The organism is Streptomyces sp. NBC_01288 (genome assembly GCF_035982055.1).
GTDB lineage: Bacteria > Actinomycetota > Actinomycetes > Streptomycetales > Streptomycetaceae > Streptomyces.
Genome location: NZ_CP108427.1, coordinates 10,016,768 through 10,040,803 on the forward strand (window position 1 = coordinate 10,016,768; position 24,036 = coordinate 10,040,803).

General features: G+C 68.8%; 25 protein-coding genes. 14 read left to right on the forward strand and 11 right to left on the reverse strand.

Annotated elements, in window-relative coordinates:
- The first annotated feature begins 48 nt into the window (after nucleotides 1–48).
- Nucleotides 49–1,701 (forward strand): carboxylesterase/lipase family protein, encoded by a 1,653-nt coding sequence (locus OG194_RS45065; protein WP_327406511.1) that lies wholly within the window; start codon nucleotides 49–51, stop codon nucleotides 1,699–1,701.
- Nucleotides 1,702–1,855: 154 nt separating this feature from the next.
- On the forward strand, nucleotides 1,856–2,377 hold the full coding sequence (locus tag OG194_RS45070) for a MarR family winged helix-turn-helix transcriptional regulator (protein WP_327406512.1): 522 nt from the start codon (nucleotides 1,856–1,858) through the stop codon (nucleotides 2,375–2,377).
- An 88-nt stretch (nucleotides 2,378–2,465) separates the two neighbouring features.
- Here the strand turns inward: OG194_RS45070 and OG194_RS45075 are convergent, their stop codons facing one another.
- Together OG194_RS45075 and OG194_RS45080 are read right to left on the reverse strand one after the other, a co-directional pair.
- Nucleotides 2,466–3,527: an NAD(P)H-dependent amine dehydrogenase family protein gene (locus OG194_RS45075; RefSeq protein ID WP_327406513.1), complete on the reverse strand. Its 1,062-nt coding sequence runs from the start codon at nucleotides 3,525–3,527 to the stop codon at nucleotides 2,466–2,468.
- A 98-nt stretch (nucleotides 3,528–3,625) separates the two neighbouring features.
- Complete coding sequence (locus OG194_RS45080; RefSeq protein WP_327406514.1) at nucleotides 3,626–4,291, reverse strand: TetR/AcrR family transcriptional regulator; 666 nt, start codon at nucleotides 4,289–4,291, stop codon at nucleotides 3,626–3,628.
- A gap of 145 nt (nucleotides 4,292–4,436) precedes the next feature.
- Here OG194_RS45080 and OG194_RS45085 point away from each other — a divergent pair, with 145 nt between their 5' ends.
- From OG194_RS45085 to OG194_RS45110, 6 genes are read left to right on the forward strand one after another with little or no spacing between them, the layout of a single operon-like run.
- The gene (locus OG194_RS45085; RefSeq protein WP_327406515.1) at nucleotides 4,437–5,717 is read left to right on the forward strand and encodes an acyl-CoA dehydrogenase family protein; all 1,281 of its coding nucleotides are present in this window, start codon (nucleotides 4,437–4,439) and stop codon (nucleotides 5,715–5,717) included.
- Complete coding sequence (locus OG194_RS45090; protein WP_327406516.1) at nucleotides 5,714–6,736, forward strand: phosphotransferase family protein; 1,023 nt, start codon at nucleotides 5,714–5,716, stop codon at nucleotides 6,734–6,736. The genes OG194_RS45085 and OG194_RS45090 overlap by 4 nt, the downstream gene beginning before the upstream one ends.
- Nucleotides 6,733–7,704: an NADPH:quinone oxidoreductase family protein gene (locus tag OG194_RS45095; protein ID WP_327406517.1), complete on the forward strand. Its 972-nt coding sequence runs from the start codon at nucleotides 6,733–6,735 to the stop codon at nucleotides 7,702–7,704. The genes OG194_RS45090 and OG194_RS45095 overlap by 4 nt, the downstream gene beginning before the upstream one ends.
- Nucleotides 7,694–8,545, forward strand: a complete 852-nt coding sequence (locus tag OG194_RS45100) for an acyl-CoA dehydrogenase (RefSeq protein WP_327406518.1) — start codon at nucleotides 7,694–7,696, stop codon at nucleotides 8,543–8,545. The genes OG194_RS45095 and OG194_RS45100 overlap by 11 nt, the downstream gene beginning before the upstream one ends.
- The gene (locus OG194_RS45105) at nucleotides 8,542–9,690 is read left to right on the forward strand and encodes an acyl-CoA dehydrogenase family protein (protein ID WP_327406519.1); all 1,149 of its coding nucleotides are present in this window, start codon (nucleotides 8,542–8,544) and stop codon (nucleotides 9,688–9,690) included. The genes OG194_RS45100 and OG194_RS45105 overlap by 4 nt, the downstream gene beginning before the upstream one ends.
- A gap of 51 nt (nucleotides 9,691–9,741) precedes the next feature.
- On the forward strand, nucleotides 9,742–10,533 hold the full coding sequence (locus tag OG194_RS45110; RefSeq protein ID WP_327406520.1) for an enoyl-CoA hydratase: 792 nt from the start codon (nucleotides 9,742–9,744) through the stop codon (nucleotides 10,531–10,533).
- Between the two features lie 36 nt (nucleotides 10,534–10,569).
- On the opposite strand, the gene OG194_RS45115 is transcribed toward OG194_RS45110, so the two are convergent.
- The 4 genes from OG194_RS45115 to OG194_RS45130 all read right to left on the reverse strand — a co-directional run bounded on the left by OG194_RS45115 (nucleotide 10,570) and on the right by OG194_RS45130 (nucleotide 13,844).
- On the reverse strand, nucleotides 10,570–11,373 hold the full coding sequence (locus tag OG194_RS45115) for an SDR family NAD(P)-dependent oxidoreductase (RefSeq protein WP_327406521.1): 804 nt from the start codon (nucleotides 11,371–11,373) through the stop codon (nucleotides 10,570–10,572).
- 90 nt (nucleotides 11,374–11,463) lie between these two features.
- Complete coding sequence (locus tag OG194_RS45120; RefSeq protein ID WP_327406522.1) at nucleotides 11,464–12,291, reverse strand: NAD(P)-dependent oxidoreductase; 828 nt, start codon at nucleotides 12,289–12,291, stop codon at nucleotides 11,464–11,466.
- Nucleotides 12,288–12,815, reverse strand: a complete 528-nt coding sequence (locus OG194_RS45125; RefSeq protein WP_327406523.1) for a nuclear transport factor 2 family protein — start codon at nucleotides 12,813–12,815, stop codon at nucleotides 12,288–12,290. The genes OG194_RS45120 and OG194_RS45125 overlap by 4 nt, the downstream gene beginning before the upstream one ends.
- A gap of 6 nt (nucleotides 12,816–12,821) precedes the next feature.
- The gene (locus OG194_RS45130; protein WP_327406524.1) at nucleotides 12,822–13,844 is read right to left on the reverse strand and encodes a zinc-binding dehydrogenase; all 1,023 of its coding nucleotides are present in this window, start codon (nucleotides 13,842–13,844) and stop codon (nucleotides 12,822–12,824) included.
- A 122-nt stretch (nucleotides 13,845–13,966) separates the two neighbouring features.
- On the opposite strand from OG194_RS45130, the gene OG194_RS45135 reads away from it, so the two are divergent.
- Nucleotides 13,967–14,560, forward strand: a complete 594-nt coding sequence (locus OG194_RS45135; protein WP_327406525.1) for a TetR/AcrR family transcriptional regulator — start codon at nucleotides 13,967–13,969, stop codon at nucleotides 14,558–14,560.
- Nucleotides 14,561–14,591: 31 nt separating this feature from the next.
- Here the strand turns inward: OG194_RS45135 and OG194_RS45140 are convergent, their stop codons facing one another.
- From OG194_RS45140 to OG194_RS45160, 5 genes are read right to left on the reverse strand one after another with little or no spacing between them, the layout of a single operon-like run.
- On the reverse strand, nucleotides 14,592–15,824 hold the full coding sequence (locus tag OG194_RS45140) for a metal-dependent hydrolase family protein (RefSeq protein WP_327406526.1): 1,233 nt from the start codon (nucleotides 15,822–15,824) through the stop codon (nucleotides 14,592–14,594).
- A gap of 6 nt (nucleotides 15,825–15,830) precedes the next feature.
- Nucleotides 15,831–16,151: a hypothetical protein gene (locus tag OG194_RS45145; RefSeq protein WP_327406527.1), complete on the reverse strand. Its 321-nt coding sequence runs from the start codon at nucleotides 16,149–16,151 to the stop codon at nucleotides 15,831–15,833.
- Nucleotides 16,138–17,403 carry an aromatic ring-hydroxylating oxygenase subunit alpha gene (locus OG194_RS45150; protein ID WP_327406528.1) on the reverse strand — a complete coding sequence of 422 codons (1,266 nt, stop codon included), beginning with the start codon at nucleotides 17,401–17,403 and terminating at the stop codon, nucleotides 16,138–16,140. Before OG194_RS45150 ends, OG194_RS45145 begins: the two co-directional genes overlap by 14 nt.
- A gap of 4 nt (nucleotides 17,404–17,407) precedes the next feature.
- On the reverse strand, nucleotides 17,408–18,082 hold the full coding sequence (locus OG194_RS45155) for a carboxymuconolactone decarboxylase family protein (protein ID WP_327406529.1): 675 nt from the start codon (nucleotides 18,080–18,082) through the stop codon (nucleotides 17,408–17,410).
- Nucleotides 18,079–18,783 (reverse strand): SDR family NAD(P)-dependent oxidoreductase, encoded by a 705-nt coding sequence (locus OG194_RS45160; protein ID WP_033282943.1) that lies wholly within the window; start codon nucleotides 18,781–18,783, stop codon nucleotides 18,079–18,081. Before OG194_RS45160 ends, OG194_RS45155 begins: the two co-directional genes overlap by 4 nt.
- Nucleotides 18,784–19,019: 236 nt before the next feature.
- On the opposite strand from OG194_RS45160, the gene OG194_RS45165 reads away from it, so the two are divergent.
- The 5 genes from OG194_RS45165 to OG194_RS45185 are packed head-to-tail and all read left to right on the forward strand — an operon-like array spanning nucleotide 19,020 to nucleotide 24,033.
- Nucleotides 19,020–19,751, forward strand: a complete 732-nt coding sequence (locus OG194_RS45165) for an SDR family oxidoreductase (protein WP_327406530.1) — start codon at nucleotides 19,020–19,022, stop codon at nucleotides 19,749–19,751.
- Nucleotides 19,748–21,187 (forward strand): aldehyde dehydrogenase family protein, encoded by a 1,440-nt coding sequence (locus OG194_RS45170; RefSeq protein ID WP_327406531.1) that lies wholly within the window; start codon nucleotides 19,748–19,750, stop codon nucleotides 21,185–21,187. Before OG194_RS45165 ends, OG194_RS45170 begins: the two co-directional genes overlap by 4 nt.
- On the forward strand, nucleotides 21,184–22,389 hold the full coding sequence (locus OG194_RS45175) for a CaiB/BaiF CoA transferase family protein (RefSeq protein ID WP_327406532.1): 1,206 nt from the start codon (nucleotides 21,184–21,186) through the stop codon (nucleotides 22,387–22,389). The genes OG194_RS45170 and OG194_RS45175 overlap by 4 nt, the downstream gene beginning before the upstream one ends.
- Before the next feature lie 39 nt (nucleotides 22,390–22,428).
- Complete coding sequence (locus OG194_RS45180) at nucleotides 22,429–23,796, forward strand: ABC transporter substrate-binding protein (RefSeq protein ID WP_327406533.1); 1,368 nt, start codon at nucleotides 22,429–22,431, stop codon at nucleotides 23,794–23,796.
- A gap of 42 nt (nucleotides 23,797–23,838) precedes the next feature.
- Complete coding sequence (locus OG194_RS45185; protein WP_327406534.1) at nucleotides 23,839–24,033, forward strand: ferredoxin; 195 nt, start codon at nucleotides 23,839–23,841, stop codon at nucleotides 24,031–24,033.
- Nucleotides 24,034–24,036 lie beyond the last annotated feature (3 nt).

Below are 24,036 nucleotides of genomic sequence, written 5' to 3' on the forward strand. Positions count from 1 at the left end.
TGGTCGGCGGAATTTACGTTCGCGAGTACCTAGACCAGGGAGCCCCCCATGCTTTCGAACGCCATGAACCGTCGGACCTTCCTCAACGGGTCGCTGACCGTCGCCGCGACGGCCGCACTCGTCGGTGCGGGAACGAGCGCCGACGCGGCGGACCCCACGACCTCAGGAACCCCACTCACCGGCCCGCTCCGCATCGACACCGGCCGCGTGTCCGGCGTGGCCTCCCTCGTCCCCGGCGTCACCGTGTTCAAGGGGCTGCCGTACGCGGCGACCACGGCGGGCGCCAACCGCTGGCGTCCGCCGCAGCGGGCGACATCCTGGACCGGCGTGCGCGTCGCGGACACCTTCGGGGACATCTGCCCCCAGCAGCTGATGGGTTCGGCCTCGGTCACCATGAGCGAGGACTGCCTCAACCTCAACGTCTGGACCGGCGCGGCGAGTTCACGCGAGAAGCGCCCGGTCCTGGTCTGGATCTACGGCGGCCGGTTCACCGGCGGCTACGCCTCCGACCCGGGCTTCGACGGCGCGGGCCTCGCCGCCAAGGGCCTGGTCGTGGTGACCCTCAACTACCGCACCGGCGTGTTCGGTTTCCTCTCCACCCCCGAACTCAGCGCGGAGTCCGGACACCAGGCGTCCGGCAACTACGGTCTACTGGACCAGATTTCGGCCCTGCGCTGGGTACGGCGCAACATCTCCGCGTTCGGCGGCGACCCGGACCGCGTGACGATCGCAGGCCAGTCCGCGGGCGGCGCCTCGGTGATGCACCTCATCTACTCCCCGCTCGCCAAGGGCCTGTTCCAGGGCGCGATCTCCGAGAGCGGCGGCGCCCGAGCCACCGGCGACCCCGAGATCGCGGCGCTGGCAGCGTCGTACCGCACGCCGGAAACGGCGGAGAGCCAGGGCACCGCGTACGCCGAAGCACTCGGCACCACTTCGCTGACCGCTCTCCGGGCCCTGGACAGCACCAAGTTGATGGCGGGTCAGAACGCGAGCGACACCACGGTCAGCGGACCGGTGAACGGCAACCCGCCGGAGTTCCGCCCGGTCCTTGACGGCTGGGTCAAGCCGTGGACGTACGAACAGGCCCTGGCGGGCGGCCACTTGAACGACGTGCCCGTATTGGCCGGCGGCAACAAGGACGAGAACGGCGCCTCCCCGGCCCCGACCGTGAAGCTCGCGGACTATCTGAGCACCGCGGAGAAGGAGTACGGCACGCTCGCCGACGAGTTCCTGAAGCTCTACCCCGCCACCACCGACACGGAGGCGGGCCAGGCCCGCAACGCCTCCGCCCGCGAGGGCTCGCGCGTCTCCGCGAACCTGTGGGCGGCGGAGTGGGGTGAGACGGCCAAGAGCCCGGTGTTCACGTACTACTGGGAACACGTCCCGCCGACCGCGACCGGCGCCAACTCCCGTGGGGCATACCACGGTTCGGAGATCAACTACGTCTTCGACAACCTCTACGCCACGAACCTGCCCTGGACCGACGCGGACCGCACGGTCGCCGACACCCTGTCCGACTACGTGGTGAACTTCGTGACCCACGGCGACCCGAACAGCCGCGGCCTCACCCGCTGGCCCGCGGCGAACCACCGCTTCGCGACCACGATGGAACTCGGCGACCGGTTCGGCCCGCTCGCCCTCGCGGACGCGGCCAAGGTGGACTTCTTCGAGCGGTTCTTCGCGAGCCAGAAGCCCTGGTGAGGCTTCGCTGAGGTGGGCGCGGAGGCGGGAACGGGGCGAGGTGTGGGGGCGGCGGAGCGGCGGAACGCCCGGCAAGTACTCTCTCCGCAGTACGCGCGCCAAACGGATGCGGTAACTTACTTGAGTTACGCAACAATATGGTAAAGTGGGTCCCATGTCCACACCACCGATCCCCGAAGCCCCCGCCTCCCCGGAGGTGACCGAGATCGAGCGAGCCCTCACTCGGATCACCTACCTGAGCACGCGCGCCCGCCAGCACGACCGGCTGATGGCCCTCGCCGGTGTGCCCCTGGACCGCGCGGCGGTGGCGTTGCTGCGCCAGGTCGCCGACTCCGACCCGCTGCGCCCCGGGGAGCTGGCCCATCGCCTCGGGGTCGAGGCCTCGCATGTGACGCGTACGGTGCAGCAACTCCAGAAGTCCGGCTACGTCACCCGCGTGCCCGACCCCGACGACCGCCGCGCCCAGCGGATCGAGCTGACCGAGGCCGGCCGGAAGGCCGTGAGCAGTGTCCGGGACGCCGGTGCGCGCGGCATGCAAATGGCCCTCTCGGAGTGGTCGACGGACGAACTGCAGCAACTGGCAACGCTGTTCCACCGCATGGTCGACGATTTCCTGAAGTACTCGATCGACGAGGACGGAGAGCCCGAGGTCGTGGCACCGGCCGGCACGGTCTGAGTTCCAGGCGCAGGTCGACTCGGTGCCGGTTGAGGGCCGTCCGGGTTCCGTGCGGCCCGTCCGGGTTCCGGGCCCGGTCGCGCCGGCGTCACCCGAGGTCGGCGACGATCTGCGGAAGGTCGGCCGTGGTGCGGATTCCGGGGGCCGCCGCGCAGACGAACGGCACGGCGTTCACCGCACGGTTCGCGGTGTACGACGGGGACATCGCCGCCATCCGGTCGAGCGGCACCGGGAACCGCAGGTCGACGTCGAGCGGCGCGTCCCCCTCGACCGCGACATGCCAGCCGGTCGCGCGGAGATCCCAGCCGGGGTCGAGGTCGGTGGTGCAGTACCAGTTGGCGCGGAACCGCAGCAGGGGTTGGCCTTCGCGTAGGCCGGACACGGTGATCCGCTGCGCGGCTACGGTGCCCGCGGGCAGTGTGCCCGCGGCGATTCGGGTGGTATGGCGGGCAGTTGCTACCTCGCCGACCGCCTCCACCGAGTCGAGCGGTGTCGAGAGGGCCTCGGCGAGCAGCCGCAACGACGGGCCGAAGCTGTCGCGCAGTCCGGCCAGGCGCTGTTCGCCGAATGCGGCAGGGGGTCGGCCGAAGCCCATCACCTCGAACAGCAGCCCGGGGGAGTCCCGTTGGGAGAGATCCGCGAACTCGTCGATCGTCAGCGCGTCGAGCCGCCGCTGGATCGAGGTGAGCGTGAGTGGCAGCGCCTCCGTGATGAACCCGGGACTGCTGCCCGTGCTGTACACCGAGGTCCCGCCCCGCTCGCACGCGTCCTCGATCCGCTTCCGTGTGACCGGGTCCAGGCTGGGCGGGTGATGGAACTCGCCGCGCGTGGACACGACGTTCACGCCTGACGAGAGCAGCGCGCACACCTCGTCGAAGTCGCAGGTGCGTGGGGTGTAGAGGACGCAGTCGGCGCCGAGCGCCAGGATCTCGTCGATGTCGTGCGTTGCGAGGATCCCCGTGGCGCCGAGCCTGTCCGCGCTCAACTCGCCTGCGTCCAGACCTGCTTTGGCCGGGGTGTGGACATACACCCCGGCCAAGGTCAGGTTCGGATGCTCCAGTACGGCACGCATCGTGCGGGCGCCGATGTTCCCGGTGGCCCACTGCACGACCCGGTAGCGCTGCACTCCATGCCGTAGCGGCTCGGTCATCGCCCACCCCTCGTTCCAGTGGGCGAGAACCGTACTCTCCGCTGTGGAGAGCGTCAATTACGTCGTCGACTGCCCGTCGTATACCCGTCAGCCGTCCGTCAGTTGTGCACCGGGACGCCCGAGAGGCCGCCGAGACAGAACTGCCAGACCTCCTCGGCGGTGACCGGGGCCGCATGGCTGCCGGCCGGAACTCCGTTGCCCTGCGCGACGAACATGACCGTCTGCATCAGGATCGAGGCCTGACGGCGAGGCTTTCCGGCGGGGATGACGCCGGCGTCCTCGGCCTGCTCGACCAACTCCGTGAACACCTGGTGCAGGGGGAGGTGAGCGGTCGCCACCTGCGCGGGGTGCTTCACGAGGAGTTGGAGTGCGAAGTCGCTGAACAGGGGGCGCTCCACACCGGGGTTGGACAGCGACTGCTCGAACAGCATCGTCACCCCGAGCTGTAGGGCCTGGAGCGGATCCGACAGGGAGCCTGCCGATTCGCGGATCTCCGCCGCCGACTTGGACAACGCGTCCTCGAACAGGGCGAGCAGCAGCTCGTGTTTGCCGTCGAAGTGCTGGTAGAAGCTGCGCAGTGACTGTTTGGAGCGGTCCACGACCTCCTGGACGGTGAAGTCCGTCGTCCGCTTCTCCGCGATGAGTCCCTGCGCCGCGTCGAGGAAGCGCTGCACACGTTGTTCGGCGCGGAGCTTGGCGGCACGGGTGGAACGCTCAACGGCGCGCTGGCGCCAGGCTGGTTGTTCTTCGGGGACAGCTGTCACTTGAAGAACGATACTCCACTTCAGCGGTAACACCCCGGCTTCCCCTACCGAAGGGCGCACTGCAAGTTTCGAGACCCTTACTTGCGTGAGATGAGAATGATATTCTCATCGCCATCCGTCCGGGTTGGCAGGAGGTTCGTCTGACATGGCATGGGACTTTTCCACCGAGCCGGAGTTCGAGGAGAAACTGGAGTGGATCCGGCGATTCCGCTCCGAGCGCGTGGAGCCGCTCGACCTGCTCTATCCGGACCGGGCGTACCATCCGCTCGACGACGAACTCGGCCCCACAGTCCGGGCGTTGAAGCAACGGGTCCGCGACGAGGGCCTGTGGGCACCGCACCTCGGACCCGAACTCGGCGGGCGCGGCTTCGGCCAGGTCAAGCTCGCGCTCATCAACGAGATCCTGGGCCAGTCGAGTTGGGCCCCCGTCATCTTCGGCACGGCCGCACCCGACACCGGCAACGCCGAGATCATCGCCCGCTACGGCACCGAAGAACAGAAGGAGCGCTACCTCCGGCCGCTGCTGGAAGGCGAGTGCTTCTCCTGCTTCTCCATGACCGAGCCACAGGCCGGCGCCGACCCCACGATGTTCACCACCCGCGCCGAACGCGACGGCGACGACTGGGTCATCACCGGCCGCAAGTTCTTCTCCTCCAACGCCCGCACCTCGAAGTTCGTCATCGTGATGGCCGTGACGAACCCCGACGTCGGCCCCTACAAGGGCATGTCGATGTTCCTCGTACCCAGCGACACCCCCGGCGTCCGCATCGAGCGCCACCTCGGCATCATGGGCGAGGCCACCGACGAGGGCATGCACGCACTCATCGCCTACGACGGCGTCCGCGTCCCCGCCGACGCCCTGCTCGGCGGTGAGGGCCAGGCCTTCGCGATCGCCCAGACCCGGCTCGGCGGTGGCCGCGTCCACCACGCGATGCGGGTCGTGGGCCAGAGCCAGAAGGCGCTCGACATGATGGCCGAGCGGGCCCTGTCCCGCGAGACCCAGGGCGAGCGGCTCGCGGACAAGCAGCTCGTCCGCGCCGACCTCGCCGACTCCTACGCCCAACTCGCCCAGTTCCGGCTCTTCGTGCTCTACACCGCCTGGCAGATCGACCGGTACCAGGACTACAAGCGGGTCCGTAAGGACATCGCCGCCATCAAGTTCCTCACCCCGAAGGTGCTGCACGACGTCGTGTACCGCTCGATGCATCTGCACGGCGCCCTCGGTGTGTCGAACGAGATGCCGTTCGCGGACATGTGGAACGGCGCTGCCGTCATGGCGGTCGTCGACGGCCCCACCGAGGTCCACAAGATCACCGTCGCCCGTGACGTCCTGCGCGGCTACGAAGCGGCCCCCGGCCTCTGGCCCACCCAGCACCTGCCCACCCGCCGCGAATGGGCCCGGAAGCAGTTGGAGGACCTGCTGTGACGCTCGCGAACACGGAATCACTCACCCGCTGGCTGGACGACCAGGGCATCGCCCCCGGCGAACCCGTCGAGACGTCGTACATCTCCGGCGGAACCTCCAACGACATCTACGGCATCCGGCGCGGCGACCGCAGCATGGTGCTGCGCAAACCGCCGGAGAAGGTTCCGCCGGGGCGCAACGAGACCATGCTCCGTGAATACCGCGTTCTCAACGCGCTCAACGGCACGGACGTCCCGCACCCCGAGGCGATCGCCGTGTGCGACGACACGAGCGTGCTCGGTTCCTGCTTCTATCTCATGGCACACGTCGACGGCTGGTCGCCGATGAACACCGACGGCTGGCCCGAGCCGTTCCTCGGCGACCTGTCCCTGCGTTCGGGCCTTGCGTACCAACTCGTCGAGGGCATCGCCAAGTTGGGCAACGTGGATTGGCGGGCCCAGGGTCTTGAAGGCTTCGGCCGGCCTGACGGCTTCCACGACCGGCAGGTCGACCGCTGGCTCGCCCACCTGGCCGAGTTCAGGTTCCGCGAGATACCCGGACTGGAGAACGCCGCTGCCTGGCTGCGGGAACACCGTCCCGCCCACTGGGAACCCGGCATCATCCACGGCGACTACCAGTTCGCCAACGTCATGTTCCAGCACGGCGCGCCCGCCAAGCTCGCGGCCCTCGTCGACTTCGAAATGGCCACCGTGGGCGACCCGTTGCTCGACCTCGGCTGGGTCATCATGGGCTGGCCGGACGCCGACGAGGACCGCACCCAGAAGGGCTACGTCGACTACACCGGCATGCCCGACCGCGCCGACCTGCTGGAGCACTACGCCAAGGTCAGCGGGCGCGACGTCAGCGAGATCGACTACTACGTGATCCTCGCCCGGTTCAAGATGGCCATCGTCCTCGAAGGCGGCTACGCCCGTCACGTCAGGGGCGAGGGCGGCAACCCGAAGATGGCCCACTACGGCGACGTCGTGCTCCAGATGGCGGCCCAGGCGGCCGAACTCGCCGCGACGACCCGGCTATGAGAGCCGCCCGCTGCAACGCCGTCGGCGGCCCGGTGGTCGTCGAGGACATCCCCGAACCGGTCGTACCTGAAGGGGAGTCGGCCGGGCCGGAGGGTGGCATCCCGGTCGACGTGCACTACGCCGCCGTCAACTTCGCCGACGTCCTCGTCATCGACGGCGCCTACCAGGTGAAGGCGGAGCCGCCCTTCACCCCCGGCAGCGAGTTCGCCGGTGTGGTCGCCGCCTCCGCGAACGGATTCGAGAAGGGCGAGCGGGTCTTCGGGTCGATGTTCGTCGGCGCCTTCGCCGAACGCGTCACCGCACGGTCGGCCGGCTTGAGCCGTATCCCCGAGGGAATCCCCACCGAGCGCGCGGCGGCCTTCGGGGTCAGCCACGCCACCGCCTTCGACGCCCTCCGCCTGGTCGCCGACGTACAGCCGGGTGAGCGGGTCGCCGTTCTCGGTGCGGCCGGCGGGGTCGGGCTCGCGACCGTCGAACTCGCCGCGCTGCTCGGCGCGGAGGTCGTCGCCGTCGCCTCGACGGAGGAGAAGCGAAGGGCGTGCGCCGAGCAGGGCGCGCGGCTGACCCTGCCGTACGACGATCTGAAGCGGAGCCTGCGGGACGCGGGCGGTGCCGATGTCGTGATCGACCCCGTCGGCGGGCCGTACGCGGAGGAGGCGTTGCGGGCGATGCGCTGGGGCGGACGGTTCGTGAGCGTGGGGTTCGCGAGCGGGGAGATCCCGCGTATCCCGCTCAACCTCCCGATGCTCAAAGGTGTCACCCTGCACGGCTTCGACCTCGGCGGCTGGGCGCGGCACCGGCGGGACGACCTGGTCGCCGCCCGCACCGAACTCCACGGACTGTTCGCCGCCGGGACGATCCGGCCCCGCGTCCACGCCGTGTATCCGCTCGCCGACGTCGCCGAGGCTCTCAGCTTGGGCCGCCGCGCCATCGGCAAGGTCCTTCTGGAGGTCGCGCATGGAGTTTGAGTTCGACGACGAACAGCGGCTGCTCCAGCGAGTGGTCCGCGAAACGGTCACCAAGTCACGGTCCCTGCCCGAGAAGCAACTCTGGGACACCTATCTGGAGTTGGGCTGGCTCGAAGCCCCGCCGGTGGAACTGGCCATCGTTCTGGAGGAGTTGGGTTACGTAGCCGATCCGACGCCCTTCCTCGCCACGGCGACCTGGTTCGCGCCGCTGGCCGGGCGGCTTCCGCGCGGCTCGGGCACCGGTGTCTTCGACGGGGAGGGAAAGTTCGTCCTCGACGCCGACCGCGCGGACGAGATCGCGATTCTCACCTCCGAGGGCGTGGTCGTACGGGACGGAAAGGACCTGGCGGCCGAGCGGCTTTCGGTGTTCGACCCGACCCTGCACATCGCCCGGGTGGACGTGCCTGACCTGGTCGCCGGCGTACCGGACCTGGCCCTGATGGGCCTGGCGGTGAGCACCGTGGGCAGTTGCCGGCGCATCCTCGACCTGGTCGTCGCCCATGTGAAGCAACGGCACCAATTCGGCGTCCCCATCGGCTCGTTCCAGGCGGTCAAGCACAAGGCCGCCGACATGTACGTCGCGATCGAACGCGCCAAGGTGCTCGCCTACTTTTCCGCGCTCACCATCGCCGAGGACGACCCACGCCGCGGCCGGGCCGCAGCGATGGCCAAAGCCGCCGCCGGAGACTGCCAACGGGTCTGTTTCCAGAACGGGTTCCAGCTCTTCGGGGCCATGGGCTACACGTGGGAGAACGAGCTGCAGATCCATCTCAAGCGGGCCAAGGCCGGGGACCTGCTCCTCGGTACGGCGTCCGAGCACAGGAAGGCGCTGCTGGTATGAGGCTGGCCCCCGACCCCGAGGTCGAGAAGTTCCGCGCCGATTTCAGCGACTTCCTCGACGCCCACCTGCCCGCACCCGAAGAGGCCACGGTCCGCTCCAAGTCCAGTGCGGACATACCCGATTGGGCCCGGCACTGGCAGCGCAAGCTCTTCGACGCGGGCTGGCTGCTGCCCGCCCAGCCGCCCGAGTACGGCGGCCGCAACGCCACCCTGCCTCAAGTCGTCGCCCACCTGGAGGAGTTGTCCCGGCGGCGGATCTACCACAGCTTCAACCCGCAGGGCCTCAACATCATCGCGGCCTCGCTGCTCACCTTCGGTACCGAGCAACAGAAACGCGACTGGGCCGTACCCCTGCTGCGCGCCGAGATCACCGCGTCGCTCGGCATGAGCGAACCCGGAGCCGGCTCCGACCTGGCCGGGCTGCGCACCCGCGCGGCCCTTGAAGGCGACCACTTCGTCGTCAACGGACAGAAGGTGTGGACCTCGGGCGCGCACGACGCCGACGTCCTGCTCACCTTCGTCCGCACCGACCCCGAGGCCCCCAAGCACAAGGGGATCAGCGTCCTGCTCATCCCCACCGACTCCGAGGGCCTGGTCCGGCGGCCGTTCGGGTCGATCGCCGCGCCGGACGACCTCGACTTCAACGAGGTGTTCTTCACCGACGTCCACGTCCCGAAGGAGAACCTCGTCGGCCCCCTCAACGAGGGCTGGCGCGTGGCCAACGGCTCGCTCGGCCACGAACGGACCCTGCTGTGGGTGCACTACGCCGAGCGGATGGACGCCCTGATCAATGACGCGGCCTGCGACGAGGAGTGGCACGCCACCCTCCAAATGGACGTCCAGGCACTGCGGTTGCTCGGCTACCGGCTCCTCGGCCCCGACCGGAATCCGGTGGAGATCTCGGTGCTCAAACTGCTCGGCTCCGAGGCCGCGCAGAGCGCCGAACTGCACGCCCTCGAACAGCACGGCGCCGAGGCGCTGTTGCACCCGGTGCAGACAGGGCCGTACACCCATATGAACTTGGAGACGTTCAACGCCAGTTGGTTCGAAAGGTACGCGCGCAGCTTCGGCGGGACGATCGCCGGCGGCACGTCCGAGATCCAGCGCAACATCATCGCCGAGCGCATCCTCGGCCTGCCCCGCTAGAGCCGTCAGCCCAGAGAGCCGACACACCAGAGCCGACAGAGGACAAGACGCATGGACGAGATCCTGTACGAGGTCGACGGCCGGGTGGGGATCATCACCCTCAACCGGCCCGAGGTCGCCAACGCGCAGAACAGTGAACTCCTCGACGCCCTGGACGCGGCCTGGAGCCGGGCCGCGGCCGACGAGGACGTGAAGGTCATTCTCCTGAAGGCCAACGGCAAGCACTTCTCCTCGGGACACGACCTGAAGGACCGCTGGCCGGCGCCGAAGGAGATCACCCTGGAGTGGATCTACAGCGCCGAGACCCGCCGGTACCTGGAGTACACCCTGCGCTGGCGCAACGTGCCCAAGCCGACGATCGCGGCCGTGCAGGGCAAGTGCATCGCGGGTGGACTGATGCTCTGCTGGCCCTGCGACCTGATCGTGGCCGCCGAGAACGCCGAATTCTCCGACCCCGTCGTCCACATGGGCATCGGGGGAGTCGAATACCACGGCCACACCTGGGAGTTGGGCCCGCGCAAGGCGAAGGAGATCCTCTTCACCGGACGGGCCGTGACCGCCGAGGAGGCGGAGCGGGTCGGCATGGTGAACAAGGTCGTCCCGCTCGACCAACTGGTCACCGAGGCCCTGGAGTTGGCCCACCAGATTGCCCGGATGCCGTCCTTCGGACTGCGCCAGGCGAAGCGGGCCGTCAACCAGAGTCTCGACGTCCAGGGCTTCTACGCCGCCATCCAGTCCGTGTTCGACATCCACGAGACGGGACACGGGAACGCACTGAGCGTGAGCGGATATCCCATTCTCACGCAGCTCGACGCCATGAAGGAACGCATCAAGGGCCAGTAGGCCGGGCCGCCGGGTCGGTGGACCGGGCCGAGACCGTCACTGTTCCTTGTGCGCGGTCGCGCCCCGGCTCATCGCCAGGACCGCGTCTCGGCGGCTCAACGCCCCGAACGGTGAACCGCCGGTCGGGGTGGGGCTGCCGCAGATCCAGGTCGGACCGTCGGAGAGATGGTCGAGCGCCTCGGCGGCCACATCGTCGGGATCGGCCAAGTCGCCGCCGTAGGAGCCCCCTTGGACGCCTTCGGTCCGGCGCAGGGACGGGGTGTCGGTCCTGCCGAGCACCAGCCCGAGGACGTCCACCCCGCTGCCCTGCCACTCCGCCCACAGGCTCTCCGCGAGGATGAGGTCGAAGGCCTTCGACGCGCCGTAGGCGGCGAGTGTGGCGCCACCCGCCCATGCGGCGCCCGAGGTCACCAGGACCACGGCTCCCCGCTTGCGCGCCACCATCGGGCCGCCGAAGCGGTAGGCCGCTTCGAGTACGGCGGTGCAGTTGCGCCGCACCAGCCCGAGGTGGGTGTCGAGGTCCTTGTCGAGGAACGGGACGCTGCGGTCGTCGCTGCCCGCGTTGTACACGAAGAGGCCGACCTCCAGCCCGGCGGTCGCCTCCTCCAGCTCCGCCAGGGCAGTTGAGGAGGTGAGGTCGAGGGCGACGGTCCGGACCTCGACGCCGTAGCGTGCGCGGATCTCGTCGGCGGACGCCTCCAGCACGGGCAGGCGCCGGGCCACCAGCACCACGTTCATCCCCTGGGCGGCCAGCCGGTGGGCGAACGCGGCACCCACCCCGTCCGACCCGCCGGCGACGACACCCCACGGCCCGTACTTGCTCGCGAGAGATTCAGCCACTTCGCACTCCTCATTCAGGTAATCGAAATTCGGGTAGTCGCAGCAAAAGCGTCAACAGGGCAGCATTGGCGCGGAGTTCGCATGCCTGCGTCATGACGGCGGCCGTTGGAGAACCTTCTTCTCGACCGCGTCCGACGACAGCACCGTCCCGATGATCCCAAGGTCGGCACCGGTGCTGCGCGCGACCTCGCGTACCACGGCGACGTCCTTGCTCATCAGGTCCGCGAGCCGCACCGCGACCGAGTCGACCGACCCGCCACTCGCGACGACACCGAGCGCCCGACTGGCACCGCTGCCGTGTTGCAGGGCCGCGAGAATCACCTTCTCGTCGATGCCCAGCGACCCCGCCACCCGCACCGCGTCGACCGCGAGCCCGACCTGTGCCACGAACAGGGCGTTGTTGACGAGCTTGACCCGCTGACCGTTGCCGGCCGGTCCCACGAACATGACCGGCGAGGCATACGTCTCCAACAGCGGGCGGATCTGTTCCAGTTGGGCCTCGTCCCCGCCTACCCACAGGGTGAGGCGGCCCGCGGCGATGTCGTGCGGTCCGCCCGAGAGTGCGGCGTCCAGCACTCGGACATCGCGCTCCGCGCCCGCTTCGGCGAGCAGGCGGGCGGTTCCGGGGGCGGAGGTGGTGTGCTGGACGAGCGTCGCCCCCGCCGCCATGGCCGCGATGGCACCGTGAGGGCCGAGGCACACCGATCGCACCTGCTCGTCCGTCAGTACGACGACGAACACCGCGTCGGCGTCGCGCACAGTCGCTTCGATTGTGTCGGCCGAACTCGGCCCGTCCGCCTCGGCGTCGGCGTGCGTCTCCGGGTGGCGTGAGTGGACGGTGACGTCATGTCCCGCGGCCACGAGGCGCTCGACGATCGGCCGCCCCATGCGGCCCGACCCGATGATCCCGATCTTCAACTCTCCTCCAGGTGGAGCGAGTTGGAGGACGGTGCCAGCATCGCGCGCGGTCCCTCGGTGCCGTCGAGGTTGGCGTTGACCCGCTCGGCTATCCGCCAGCCCTCCGAAGTGCGCACCCAGCGCCAGGTGTTGGCGGAGACCTGAAACACCCAGAACCGTCCGGCGTCGGCGTCCCAGCGCAGGTGCAGCGCGTGGCTACGGCCGGTGGCGTGGTCGCCGTCGACGACGACGTGCGGCGCGGTCAGCACGTGACCGCAGCCGTTGTGGATCACGCTCTGGTGGTTGGGTCCGTGGACCATGCCGGCGATGCCGTCGTGGCCCTCCATCCGCAGATGGGGGACCGCGTCGAAGACGCCGTCCTCGGTCCACAGCCCCGCCGCGGCATCTCCGGAGCCGCTGTCGACCGCGGGTCCGTACTGGGCGACGAGCTGGGTGATCTCGACCTGGTCCTCCAAGGCACGCACCTTCGCCGCCAACGATTCGACGGTGGCGCGCAGTTGGGCAAGTTCGTCGGTCTCGCTCATGAGTGTTCAGCTCCCTGGTACGACGATGATGCGGGCCGGCCCGTCGGCGTCCCGTGCGGCGTCGAGCGCGGCCGGCACCCCGTCGAGCCCGACGGTGTGGCCGAGCATCGGCCCGACATCGAGGCCGCCGGAGCAGACCGCCCGGAACGCCTCGTCCCAGTGGTCCATCGACGGGCCGCCCCCGAACTGGATGTTGAGCCCCTTCCGCTTCGCGGTCAGGGTGTGCAGATGGTCGCCCTCCGGCGGACCGCCGACGGAGAAGATCCGGGTTCCGCGCTCGCAGCCCTTGATGATCGAGTCGAGAACGCCGGGGACGCCGACGCACTCGAACACGACACAACTCGCCTGTGGACCGGCCGCGTTGCGCCACGCCTCGTACGGCGAGACCTCGGCCGGGTCGACGACCACGTCGGCGCCCATCGCCAGCGCGGTCGCACGACGTGACGCCACGAGGTCGGCCGCCACGATCGGGCCGACACCGAGGTTCTTGAGCCGGCCGATCGCCGAGAGGGCGATGGCCCCGCAGCCGATGACCAACGCCGCCTCTTTCACGGTCAGTTGGGCGCGGGACGCGGTCGACCAGCCCACCGAGATCGCGTCGGCGACACACACGATCTCGCTCGGTAGGTCCGACACCACGACCCGGGTGATGGCCTCGGTCAGCAGGAACAACTCCCCGAACCCGCCCGGTGCTTCGGGGCTCTGGCCGATGATCCTGCGGCCGGCCGGGGTGGCCAGCACGGGCAGCGAACTCACCCGCGTCCCGACCGGGATCCGCCGCTCGGTACCGGGGCCGTAGTCCACGACCTCGGCGCAGTACTCGTGACCCATCACGATGTCGACGTCCTGGTCGTACGTCGACATCCCGCTGTCGTCGTCGGCGCCCGCCTCCGGATGGTCCATGAAGTGCAGATCCGACGCGCAGATCCCGCACGCCAGCGAGCGGACGAGGAGTTGGCCCGGTCCGGGGACCGGATCGTCGACGGTCCGCGCCTCGACGCTCCCGCCCCGCAGTACAGCAGCACGCATCAGACTCTCCTCCGCACTCCGAAGTCCGTCCCCTTCGGACTGTAGCCACACAGAGGCAATTACAGAAGACAGTCTCCTATAATTAAGAACGCGGAACACCGCCCGGTCACTACAATCACGGCATGGCAGAACCGCGCCGCGCCCCGGGCCGTCCACGGGACACGAGCATCAACGAACGGGCCCTCGCGGCAACGCGCGAACTCCTCGTCCAGCGCGGCTTCGACGCGACGACGATCCAGGCGGTCGCGGAACACTCCGGTGTGCACGCCTCCGCCATCTACCGCCGCTGGCCGTCCCGGATCGAGCTGATCGAAGAGGCCACGTTCCCCGGACTCAGCCCGTTGAGCGTCCAACCGACGGGGGACCTGCGACGCGACCTCCGCCGGTTCGTGCGTGCCTACTTGGCGGCCTTCGGCGCGCCCGCGGCCCGTGCCGCCGCGGCCGGCCTCTTCGCGCACTCCCAGACGTCGAACACGCCCCGGCCGCCGGAGATGCTGCTGCGCGTGTCGGCGCGACCGCAGTTCCAGGACATCCTGCGCGCCGCGCCGACCGGGACCGTCGACCCCGCCGTGGACCCGGACGACGTCTTCGACATGCTCCTCGGCGCCGTACTGACCCGCACCCTCCTGTCCACGGTCACGGCCCGCAACCGTCCCGTCGAGCGCACGGTCGACATGATCGTGCGGATGCTACGACCCTTCGACGGGCCGGTGTGATCAACTCCCGCCGCTGGCATGGGCGTTGGAGTCAGCGGCGTTCGTCGCGGAACACCTTCCCGCCCTTCATCACGAACCGGACGTCCGCCATCACGGAGACGTCCTCCAGCGGATTGCCCGGCACCGCGATCAGATCGGCGAGCAGGCCCTCCGCTATACGGCCCCGGTCGTCGGCGTCGATCAGCTCCGCCGCGTTGACGGTCGCCGCCCGGAGCGCCTCCAGGGGAGTCATCCCTCGGTCGACCAGGGCGATCAGCTCCTGGGCGCCGCGACCGTGCGGGATCGCCGGTGCGTCCGTGCCCAGCGCCATCCGGACACCCGCCTTGCCGGCCCTGGCCACCACCGTCTTCGCCCGGGGGAAGATCTCGGCGGCCTTCTCCTTCAGCTCGGGCGCGGCATGGGACATGTCCATCCCGTCGATGAGAGCGGTGGTCGGCACCAGGAAAGTGCCCCTCTCCGCCATCAGCGCGATGGTGTCGTCGTCGAGCAGGAAGCCGTGCTCGATGCAGTCGATGCCCGCCTCCACCGCGGACCGGACGGCGTCGGCCCCATGGGTGTGGGCCGCCACCTTCAGTCCGCGCCGGTGGGCCTCGTCGACGATGGCGCGCAGTTCCTCGTCGGAGTAGTGCTGCGCGCCGGGGGTGCCGGTGTGGGACATGACGCCCCCGGACGCGCAGACCTTGATCAGCCGTGCCCCGTGCTTGATCTGGTAGCGGACGGCCTTCCGCACCTCGTCGACACCGTTGGCAATGCCCTCTTCCAAGGAGAGAGGCATGATTCCGGGGGCGTACGCGGCGAACATCGTGGGGTCGAGATGGCCGCCGGTGGGGGTGATGGCGTGTCCGGCGGGCACGATGCGCGGGCCGTCGATCCAGCCGGCGTCGATGGCCTTGGCCAGCGCGACGTCCAGCAGATAGCCGCCCGTCTTCACGAACAGGCCGAGGTTACGGACCGTGGTGAACCCCGCGCGCAGGGTCCGCCGGGCGTTGCCCACCGCGCGGAGCATCCGCAGCGGGGGATCGTCCTGGACGGGGGAGAACGCGAGCGTCTCTCCCCGGCCGCCCATCAGGAGGTTGACCTCCATGTCCATGAGACCGGGCAGGAGAGTCACGTCGCCGAGGTCGAGAACCTCGTTCTCACCGGACCCCTCACCGGACCCCTCGCCGGTGTGCGTGATGCGGTCGCCCTCGACCGTGATCAGGCCCGGCGACTCGAACTCGCCCGTCTCCACGTGCAGTACACGCGCCGCTTTGAGCGTGAGCACGACCGGTCAGACCTTCGGCTCGACGACGAGGTCCATATAGGCGGCCCCGCTGTCCGGCACCCGGGCCTGCTTCCAGACCTCGACCGGGAACGACACGTTCACCAGGGAGAACATCAGGAGCAGCAAGTTGCGCTCCTGCTCCGGGAGTTCGGAGAGCGGGAACTTGTCGAGGTGGTCGGAGGCCTGTTCCAGCAGCGGGAACGCGGCGTCGTAGAACGTCTGCATCTCCTCCATGGAGCTGGCCAGGCGCTTGCTGTAGCGGTCGCGCTCGGACTCCAGGACCCACGCGTTGAACGGCTCGAGTGCCGCGAACTCACTGGGCAGCATCGGTGTGCTCCTTGACGTAGTCGGCGACCGTCTTGTGCAGATGGCGGAGCAGCAACTCCTGGTCGCAGAGCGGGAATTCGGTGACGACCCGGCTCTTGAGCATCGTCTGGGTGGCCTCCAGCGTGTTGCCGTCCTGGAGCGCGTACTCCTTGAACGTCACCGCCGCCAGCTCCTGCTTCAGCCGCTCGCGTGCCGTCTTGGCGGGCACGAAGTACAGGTTGGCCTCGAAGATGTGCTTGTCCACCGCCGTCGGCCAGTAGTGGTACGTCAGGTACCAGCCGGGCTTCCAGATCAGCAGGGTCATGTTGGGGAAGAACTCGAAGGAGTCGTTGCCCCAGGCGCGGTGCCGGCCCGGGTTGAGGCCCGTCGGCAGGTTTTCCAGGCCCTCGATGTCGGGCGCCTCCCACGGCCCGAACAGGCCGCTGCGCAGGACGCGTTCGATGGGCTTGACGATGGTCAGGTCCTTGGGCGGGGACATGCCTCCCCAGGAGGAGATCATCGAGTGCGGGGAGTGGATCTCGTAGTGCAGCGCCTCGTACCCGACGTTGAAGAGCTTGTCGGCCTCGTCCTTGACGGCCTGCTTCATGTGCAGGACGGGCGCGTGGTAGAACTCCGCGAACGCGTCGATGAACAGCTTCCAGTTGCTGCCGATCTCGGCCTTGTACGTGAAGACCTCGGTCATCTCGTGGAAGGGATAGCCCTCCAGGCCCTTCGCGAACTCGCCCAAGTACTCCTTGAGCGGCTGGGCTTCGGGGTCGAGGTTGACGAAGACGAACCCCTCCCAGACCTCGCAGCGGACCAGCTTGAGGCCGTAGTCCGCCTTGTCCAGGTCGAAGAACTCCTTCTCCTGCTGGACGAAGGTCAGATCGCCGTCGAGGCTGTAGCGCCAGGCGTGGTACTTGCAGGTGAACTGGCGGCAGGTGCCCTTGACCTCCTCGCCCGGGAAGTCGTTCCACACGAGCTTGTTGCCGCGGTGGCGGCAGACGTTGTGGAAGGCGCGGATCTCCTTGTCCTTGCCCCGCACGATCACCAGTGAGGTGTCGGCGACGGCCAGCTCCTTCGTGAAGTAGCTGCCGACCTTGGGCACTTGCTCGACCCGGCCGACGTTCAGCCAGGTCTTCTTGAAGATCGCTTCCTTCTCGGCCTCGTAGTACGCGGGGTCGATGGAGTCCTCGTAGTTCACCGGGCTGGTGCCCAGCTCGGGGTAGTTCTCGGTCCAGCTCCCGGCCTCGGGCTTGGTGAAGTGTGGCATGGGATCACCCCTCTCGTTTGTGAGAATACCATTCTCGTTTTGGGAAACTGAAGTTCTCTTCCGAGATCACTGGGTCGAGTTCCACGCCGAAGGTGTTGAGGGCCATCGTGAGCATCGTGTAGGCGCCGATCGTGAACACCAGGTCCATCAGCTGGTGTTCGTCCAGGTCGGCGGCGAGCGCGGCGTAGGTCGCGTCCGACAGGCCCGAGTCGGTGTCCAGTTCGTCCACCGCCCGGTTGAGCAACGTGTCGGCCCCCGTGCGGACTTCGTCGATCTCGGCCTCGGTCACCCCGGCCTTCCGGGCGATCAGGACATGGCTCGCCCACTCGTACCTGCTGCCCCGCCGCCAGGCCACCCGCAGGACGGCCAGCTCACGGACGCGCACCGGCAGGGTCGTGGTGTTGAGGTGCATGTTGAACGTCAGGAACGCCCGGGCCAGGGCCGGATGACGCTGGAAGATCCCCAGGACGTTGGCCTGCGGCAGCTTCCGGGGATGGTTGATGACCGAGAACAGCTCGTGGTCCCAGTCGTCGTACGGCACCGGGGCGATGCGAACGTCGTTCTCGGCGGCGGTGTCGGCGGCGGTGCCGTGGTGCAAGCCGTGCTCTCCGTGCCCGCTGCGCTCGGTGGCCGTCTCGCCGGGGCCGTGGTTCTGGCCGTGCTCGCTCTGCTCGCTCACGTGTTCCGCCCGCCGTTGACGCCCAGGATCTGGCCGGTGATGTAGCCGGCCTCCTCGGAGGCGAGGAAGGCGCAGGCCGCGGCGATGTCCTCCGGGCGGCCGACCCGCCGTACCGGAGTGCGCTGGATGTGCTCCTCGACCGTCCCGCCGAGGAGTTGGCGCTCCTCCGAGCGGCGCAGCATCGGCGTGTCGATGAAGCCGGGCGGCACCGCGTTGACGGTGATGCCCTGCGGACCCAGCTCCAGGGCCAGCGCCTTGGTCAGCCCGTTGACCGCCGACTTGGCGGCCACGTAGTGCGTCATGAACGGCTGGCCGGACTGCGCGCTGGACGAGGAGATGTTGACTATCCGGCCCCAGCCGGCCTCCACCATGTCCGGCAGAACCGCCTGGACGCAGTGGAAGACGCCGTGGAGGTTGACGTCGATGACCCGCTGCCAGGCCTCGAAGGTGAGGTTGGCGAAGCGCTTGTAGCCCTCCATCCCGGCCGCGTTGACCAGGACCGTGACCGGGCCGAGCTGCTCCCGGATCTCGGTCAGTGCCTCGTCCACCTGGGCCCGGTCGGAGACGTCGGCCTTCCGGGAGAAGCCCCTGTCGGACGGGTTGAGGTCGAGGGTGGCGACCTGGAGACCGTCGGCCTCCAGGCGCTGTGCGATGGCCTGTCCGATGCCGGAGCCGCCGCCTGTGACGAGCGCTGTCCTCACGCCGGAACCCCCTTCGTCTCGATCATGAAAATCTCCCTTCCAGATCTGAGAAGCGTATTCTCGTCTCTGGTGCTTCCGGAAGTCCCGCGCAGGCGGGGGCTGTTCGCCGAGCTCCGCGGGGCTGTCAGCAAGTCGTCAGGATGACATTCTCGCTGCCGGATGGTTGATTCGCGTATAAGGAGAATGTAGTTTCCGCTTCATTGGAGCAAGCCGCCCATCCATGCGAGGAGAACAGGATGCGGTTCCAGGACAAGGTGGCGATCGTCACCGGAGCGGGACAGGGAATCGGCGAGGACTACGCCCGGGCGCTGGCCGCCGAGGGAGCACGGGTCGTGGTCGCCGACATCAACGAGGAGCAGGGACAGCGGGTCGCCAAGGAACTGGACTCCGCGCTCTTCGTCAAGGTCGACGTCGGAGACCCCGCCTCGGCCGACGCGCTGGCCGCGGCCACCGTCGCCGAGTTCGGCCGCATCGACTACCTGATCAACAACGCCGCGATCTACCACAGCATGCGGCGCGAGGGCCTGACCACCGTCGACCTCGACTACCTCAACCGCTTCATCCAGGTGAACCTGATGGGCGCCCTGTACGTCACGCGGGCCGTCGTCCCGCACCTGACCGAGGGCGCCGCGATCGTCAACCAGTCGTCCGCCGCCGCCTACATGGCGAGCGGCTACTACGGCCTGGCCAAGATCGGCATCAACCACCTCACCGCGTCCCTCGCCGCCGAACTCGGCGGCCGGGGCATCCGCGTCAACGGCATCGCCCCCGGCCCCACCGACACCGAGGCCACGGCCACCGTCGTACCGGTCGAGTTCCAGGAGCGGATGACCCAGGCCCTGGCCCTCAAACGGATGGGCACGCCCGGCGACCTGACCCCCACCGTGCTGTTCCTGCTCTCCGACGACGCGGGCTGGCTCACCGGCCAGACCATCAGCGTGGACGGCGGACAGGTGGTGCGGCTGTGACCCGCCTGCTCATCGACGGCCAACTCGTCGACGGGGAGCGGACGTTCCCCTCCCTCAACCCCGCGACCGGCGAGGTGTACGGCCACGCGCCCGACGCCACGACCGCCCAGGCCGAGGCCGCCGTAGCCGCCGCGCGCACGGCCTTCGACACCACCGCCTGGTCGACGGACGTACAACTGCGCATCCGCTGTCTGGACCAGCTGCACCAGGCGCTCACCGACCATGTCGAGGAGCTGCGCGAGCTGACGATCGCCGAGGTCGGCGCGCCTCGCATGCTCACCTACGGCCCCCAACTCGACGATCCCGTCAAGCTGGTGCGCTACTACGCGGACCTGCTGCGCAAGTACCCGCTGACCGAGGAACTCGGCGAGTCCGAGAGCCGCGGCCAGCGTCACCGGCGCTGGGTGGAAAAGGAGGCCGCCGGGGTCGTCGCGGCGATCATCGCCTACAACTACCCCAACCAACTCGCCCTGGCCAAGCTCGCCCCCGCGCTCGCGGCCGGCTGCACGGTCGTCCTCAAGGGCGCCCCGGACACCCCGCTGACCACCCTGTTCCTCGGCCAACTCATCGCCGAGCACACGGACATACCGCCCGGCGTGGTCAACGTCCTCACGTCCTCCGGTGCCGATGTCGGCGAGACGCTCACCACGCATCCCGACGTCGACATGATCACGTTCACCGGGTCCACCGCGACCGGCCGCCGCATCATGGAGGCGGCGAGCCGTACGGTGAAGAAGGTCTTCCTGGAACTCGGCGGCAAGTCCGCCATGATCATCCTCGACGACGCCGACCTCGCCACCGCCGCCATGTTCGCGGCCGGCACCATCTGCTCCCACTCCGGGCAGGGTTGCGCGCTCACCTCACGGCTGCTCGTGCCCAGGGAGCGCCACGACGAGATCGTCGCCATGGTGGCGGCGGGCCTCGCCCGTATCCCGCTCGGCGACCCGGCCGACCCGAAGACCTTCGCGGGCCCGCTCATCAGCGAGCGCCAGCGCGAGAAGGTCGACGGCATGGTCGAGAGGGCCGTAGCCGCCGGTGCGAACCTCGTTGTCGGAGGCGAGAAGATCGATCCCGGCTTCTTCTACAAGCCGACGCTCCTCAGCAACGTCGACCCGGACAGCGAGATCGCCCAGGACGAGGTCTTCGGCCCGGTCCTCGTGGTGATTCCGTACGACGACGATGACGACGCCGTCCGCATCGCCAACAACTCCATCTTCGGCCTCTCCGGCGGCATCCAGAGCGCCGACGACGAGCGGGCCATCGCGCTCGCCCGCCGTATCCGTACCGGCACCTTCAGCATCAACGGCGGCAACTACTTCGCCGCGGACGTGCCGTTCGGCGGCTACAAGCAGTCGGGCATCGGCCGCGAGAGCGGTGTGGCCGGCCTTGAGGAGTTCCTGGAGTACAAGGCGTTCGCGGTCGTGGTCCGGTCATGATGCCGCTCGAAGGCATCCGCGTCCTCGAAGTCGCCATGTACGGCTTCGTGCCCTCGGCGGGAGCCGTCCTCTCCGACTGGGGAGCGGACGTCATCAAGGTCGAGCACGCCGTTACCGGCGACCCGCAACGCGGTCTTCGCCAGACCGGCTCGATGCGCGTCGAAGGCGACCCGAATCCCAACGTCGAGCACGCCAACCGCGGCAAGCGCAGCCTCGGCCTCGACATCTCCCGCCCCGAGGGAAAGGACGTTCTCTACGACCTCGCCCGCCGCTCGGACGTGTTCCTGACCAGCTTCCTGCCCGGTCACCGGGAGCGGTTCGGCATCGACGTCGACGACATCCGTGCCGTCAACCCCCGGATCATCTACGCCCGGGGCAGCGCCTTCGGCCCGCGCGGAGCGGAAGCGCGCAAGGGCGGCTACGACATGACGGCGTTCTGGGCCCGCGCCGGCACCGCCGCGAGCATCACCCCGGAAGGCACCGACGGCATCATCAACCCGCCCGCACCGGCCTACGGCGACACCATCTCCGGCACCAACCTCGCCGGCGGCATCGCGGCCGCGCTCCTGAAACGCGAACGCACCGGCGAACCGTCGGTCGTGGACGTCTCGTTGCTCGGCAGCGGACTGTGGGCGATGGGTCACGCCACCGCGCTCTCCCTGCACCTCGGCAAGCCCTGGCTCCCGCCGCCCGTCGGCACCCACGGCTCCGTGACCAACCCCCTGTCCGGGCTGTACGAGACCTCCGACGGCCACCATCTGGCGTTCGTCATGATGCAGCCCGGCAAGTTCTGGGCCGATGTGTGCCGGCACATCGACCGCCCCGAACTCGCCGACGACCCCCGCTTCGACACGGCCGAGAACATCGCGGCCAACACGGCGGAGGCCGTCAAGATCCTGCGCGAGGTCATCGCCACCCGCACCCTCGCGGAGTGGAGCAGGCGCTTCACCACCCTGGCCGGGCCGTGGGCCCCGGTGCAGGACTCACTGCAAGTGGGCGACGACCCGCAGATCAGAGCGAACGAGTACCTCCTGCAAGCAGGAGAGCTCGAACTGGTCGCCAGCCCCGTGCAGTTCGACGTGCACGCCCCACAACTCGGGCCCGCACCCGAGTTCGCCGCCCAGACCGAGGAGATCCTCCTCGAACTGGGCCTGGACTGGGACCGCATCATCGCGCTCAAGGCGGCGGGCGCGGTCACCTGATCACTTGCCGGCGGGATTCATTCTCAACGAGGAGAACCGATGAGACGCTTGCTCATCCCCGCGCTAGTCCTGGCCCTCGCGGCCGCTGCCGGATGCTCCGGCCGCACCAAGTCCGCGGACACCAGCAGCCCTTCCACCACCGGAGCCGCCGACACGGCCACCGCTGACTTCGGCACGCTGAAGTCCGTGTGCGGGAAGGGGACGGCCAAGTCCGTCACCAGTCAGGGCGTCACCAGCTCAGAGATCAAGGTCGGCGTCTTCAGCGACGTCGGGTTCACCAAGAACCCGGAGTTCGAGAACGCGGCGAAGGTCTTCACCTCCTGGTGCAACGCCGCCGGCGGCATCAACGGACGCAAGATCACGCCCGAGACGCACGACGCCCAGCTCATGCAGGTCAACCAGCAGATGATCTCGGCCTGCCGCACCGACTTCTTCGAGGTCGGCGGCGGCGCCGCCCTCGACGGCCTCGGCGTCAAGACCCGGCTGAAGTGCCTGCTCCCCGAGTTCCCGGCACAGGTCACCTCCGAGGTCGGCGCCGACCTCCAGGTGATGACGCAGGGGGCCTCCTCCGGGTACGCGCCCTACACGGGTTACTACTCCTGGCTGTTGAAGGAGGCGTACCCGTCGTCGGCGAGCGGCGTCGGCATCATCGCCGGAGACGTGGCCGTCACCAAGGGCATCGGCGCGCAGGACAAGGAAGTCCTCACGGCGCTGGGCGGCAAGGTCAACTACTTCGACCTCTACCCCGCGCAGGGCGTCTCCGACTGGACGCCGTACGCCCAGTCGATCAAGACGAAGAAGGTCAAGGGCCTTGTGTTCCTGGGGGACTTCACCCAGTTGGCGAAGCTGGAGCAGGCGCTGACCAACATCGACTACAAGCTCGACTGGGTCGACGCCAACAACAACGCCTACGGCCCCGCGTTCCTCAAGCTGGCCGACACCGCGCTGAGCTCGCAGACCAACTTCGCGAGCATCGACGGGACTTACCCGCTGGAGAAGGCGGACGACAACCCGGCGACCAAGGAGATGGTCGCGCTGTTCAAGAAGTTCGCGCCCGACGCGCAGATCACCCTGCCCGCCGTGCACGCCTTCTCCGCCTGGCTGCTGTTCGCCACCTCGGCCCGTGACTGCGCTGAACTGACCCGGAGTTGTGTCCTGGCGAACGCCAAGAAGCAGACCGAGTGGACCGGGGGAGGGCTCCAGGCCCCGGTGAACCTGACCAGGCCCGACGAACCCGTGAAGTGCTTCAACGTCGAGAAGGCCACCACCAGCGGCTGGGTCCCCGCCGACTTCAAGCCGACCGACGGCGCCTACCGCTGCGACGCGCCCGTCTACAAGTACAAGGGCAACTACGGCGAGCCGCCGACGCTGGCCGATGTCGGCAAGTCGCTCGCCGACCTCAAGTAGGCACGAGAGAAACCCCGTTCACCACGGCAGGAAGGAAGGACCGTGAAGGTACGAGTCGACCCGGAGCGCTGCCAGGGCCACACGCTCTGCGCGATGCGCGCTCCGGACACCTTCGAACTCAGCGAGATCGACGGGCACTCCTCGGTCGTCGAGGAAGAGGTCCCGGCCGACCAGGAGGCGGCCGTCCGCGAGGCGGTCCTGTCCTGTCCGGAGCGGGCGATCTCCCTCATCTCCTGACCC

Excerpts from the sequence above, each read along its gene's own strand:
- OG194_RS45065 (WP_327406511.1), top strand. The coding sequence starts at position 49 with ATGCTTTCGAACGCCATGAACCGTCGGACCTTCCTCAACGGGTCGCTG.
- OG194_RS45070 (WP_327406512.1), top strand. The coding sequence starts at position 1,856 with ATGTCCACACCACCGATCCCCGAAGCCCCCGCCTCCCCGGAGGTGACC.
- OG194_RS45075 (WP_327406513.1), bottom strand. The coding sequence starts at position 3,527 with ATGACCGAGCCGCTACGGCATGGAGTGCAGCGCTACCGGGTCGTGCAG.
- OG194_RS45085 (WP_327406515.1), top strand. The coding sequence starts at position 4,437 with ATGGCATGGGACTTTTCCACCGAGCCGGAGTTCGAGGAGAAACTGGAG.
- OG194_RS45095 (WP_327406517.1), top strand. The coding sequence starts at position 6,733 with ATGAGAGCCGCCCGCTGCAACGCCGTCGGCGGCCCGGTGGTCGTCGAG.
- OG194_RS45100 (WP_327406518.1), top strand. The coding sequence starts at position 7,694 with ATGGAGTTTGAGTTCGACGACGAACAGCGGCTGCTCCAGCGAGTGGTC.
- OG194_RS45105 (WP_327406519.1), top strand. The coding sequence starts at position 8,542 with ATGAGGCTGGCCCCCGACCCCGAGGTCGAGAAGTTCCGCGCCGATTTC.
- OG194_RS45110 (WP_327406520.1), top strand. The coding sequence starts at position 9,742 with ATGGACGAGATCCTGTACGAGGTCGACGGCCGGGTGGGGATCATCACC.
- OG194_RS45125 (WP_327406523.1), bottom strand. The coding sequence starts at position 12,815 with ATGAGCGAGACCGACGAACTTGCCCAACTGCGCGCCACCGTCGAATCG.
- OG194_RS45130 (WP_327406524.1), bottom strand. The coding sequence starts at position 13,844 with ATGCGTGCTGCTGTACTGCGGGGCGGGAGCGTCGAGGCGCGGACCGTC.
- OG194_RS45135 (WP_327406525.1), top strand. The coding sequence starts at position 13,967 with ATGGCAGAACCGCGCCGCGCCCCGGGCCGTCCACGGGACACGAGCATC.
- OG194_RS45145 (WP_327406527.1), bottom strand. The coding sequence starts at position 16,151 with ATGCTGCCCAGTGAGTTCGCGGCACTCGAGCCGTTCAACGCGTGGGTC.
- OG194_RS45150 (WP_327406528.1), bottom strand. The coding sequence starts at position 17,403 with ATGCCACACTTCACCAAGCCCGAGGCCGGGAGCTGGACCGAGAACTAC.
- OG194_RS45165 (WP_327406530.1), top strand. The coding sequence starts at position 19,020 with ATGCGGTTCCAGGACAAGGTGGCGATCGTCACCGGAGCGGGACAGGGA.
- OG194_RS45175 (WP_327406532.1), top strand. The coding sequence starts at position 21,184 with ATGATGCCGCTCGAAGGCATCCGCGTCCTCGAAGTCGCCATGTACGGC.
- OG194_RS45180 (WP_327406533.1), top strand. The coding sequence starts at position 22,429 with ATGAGACGCTTGCTCATCCCCGCGCTAGTCCTGGCCCTCGCGGCCGCT.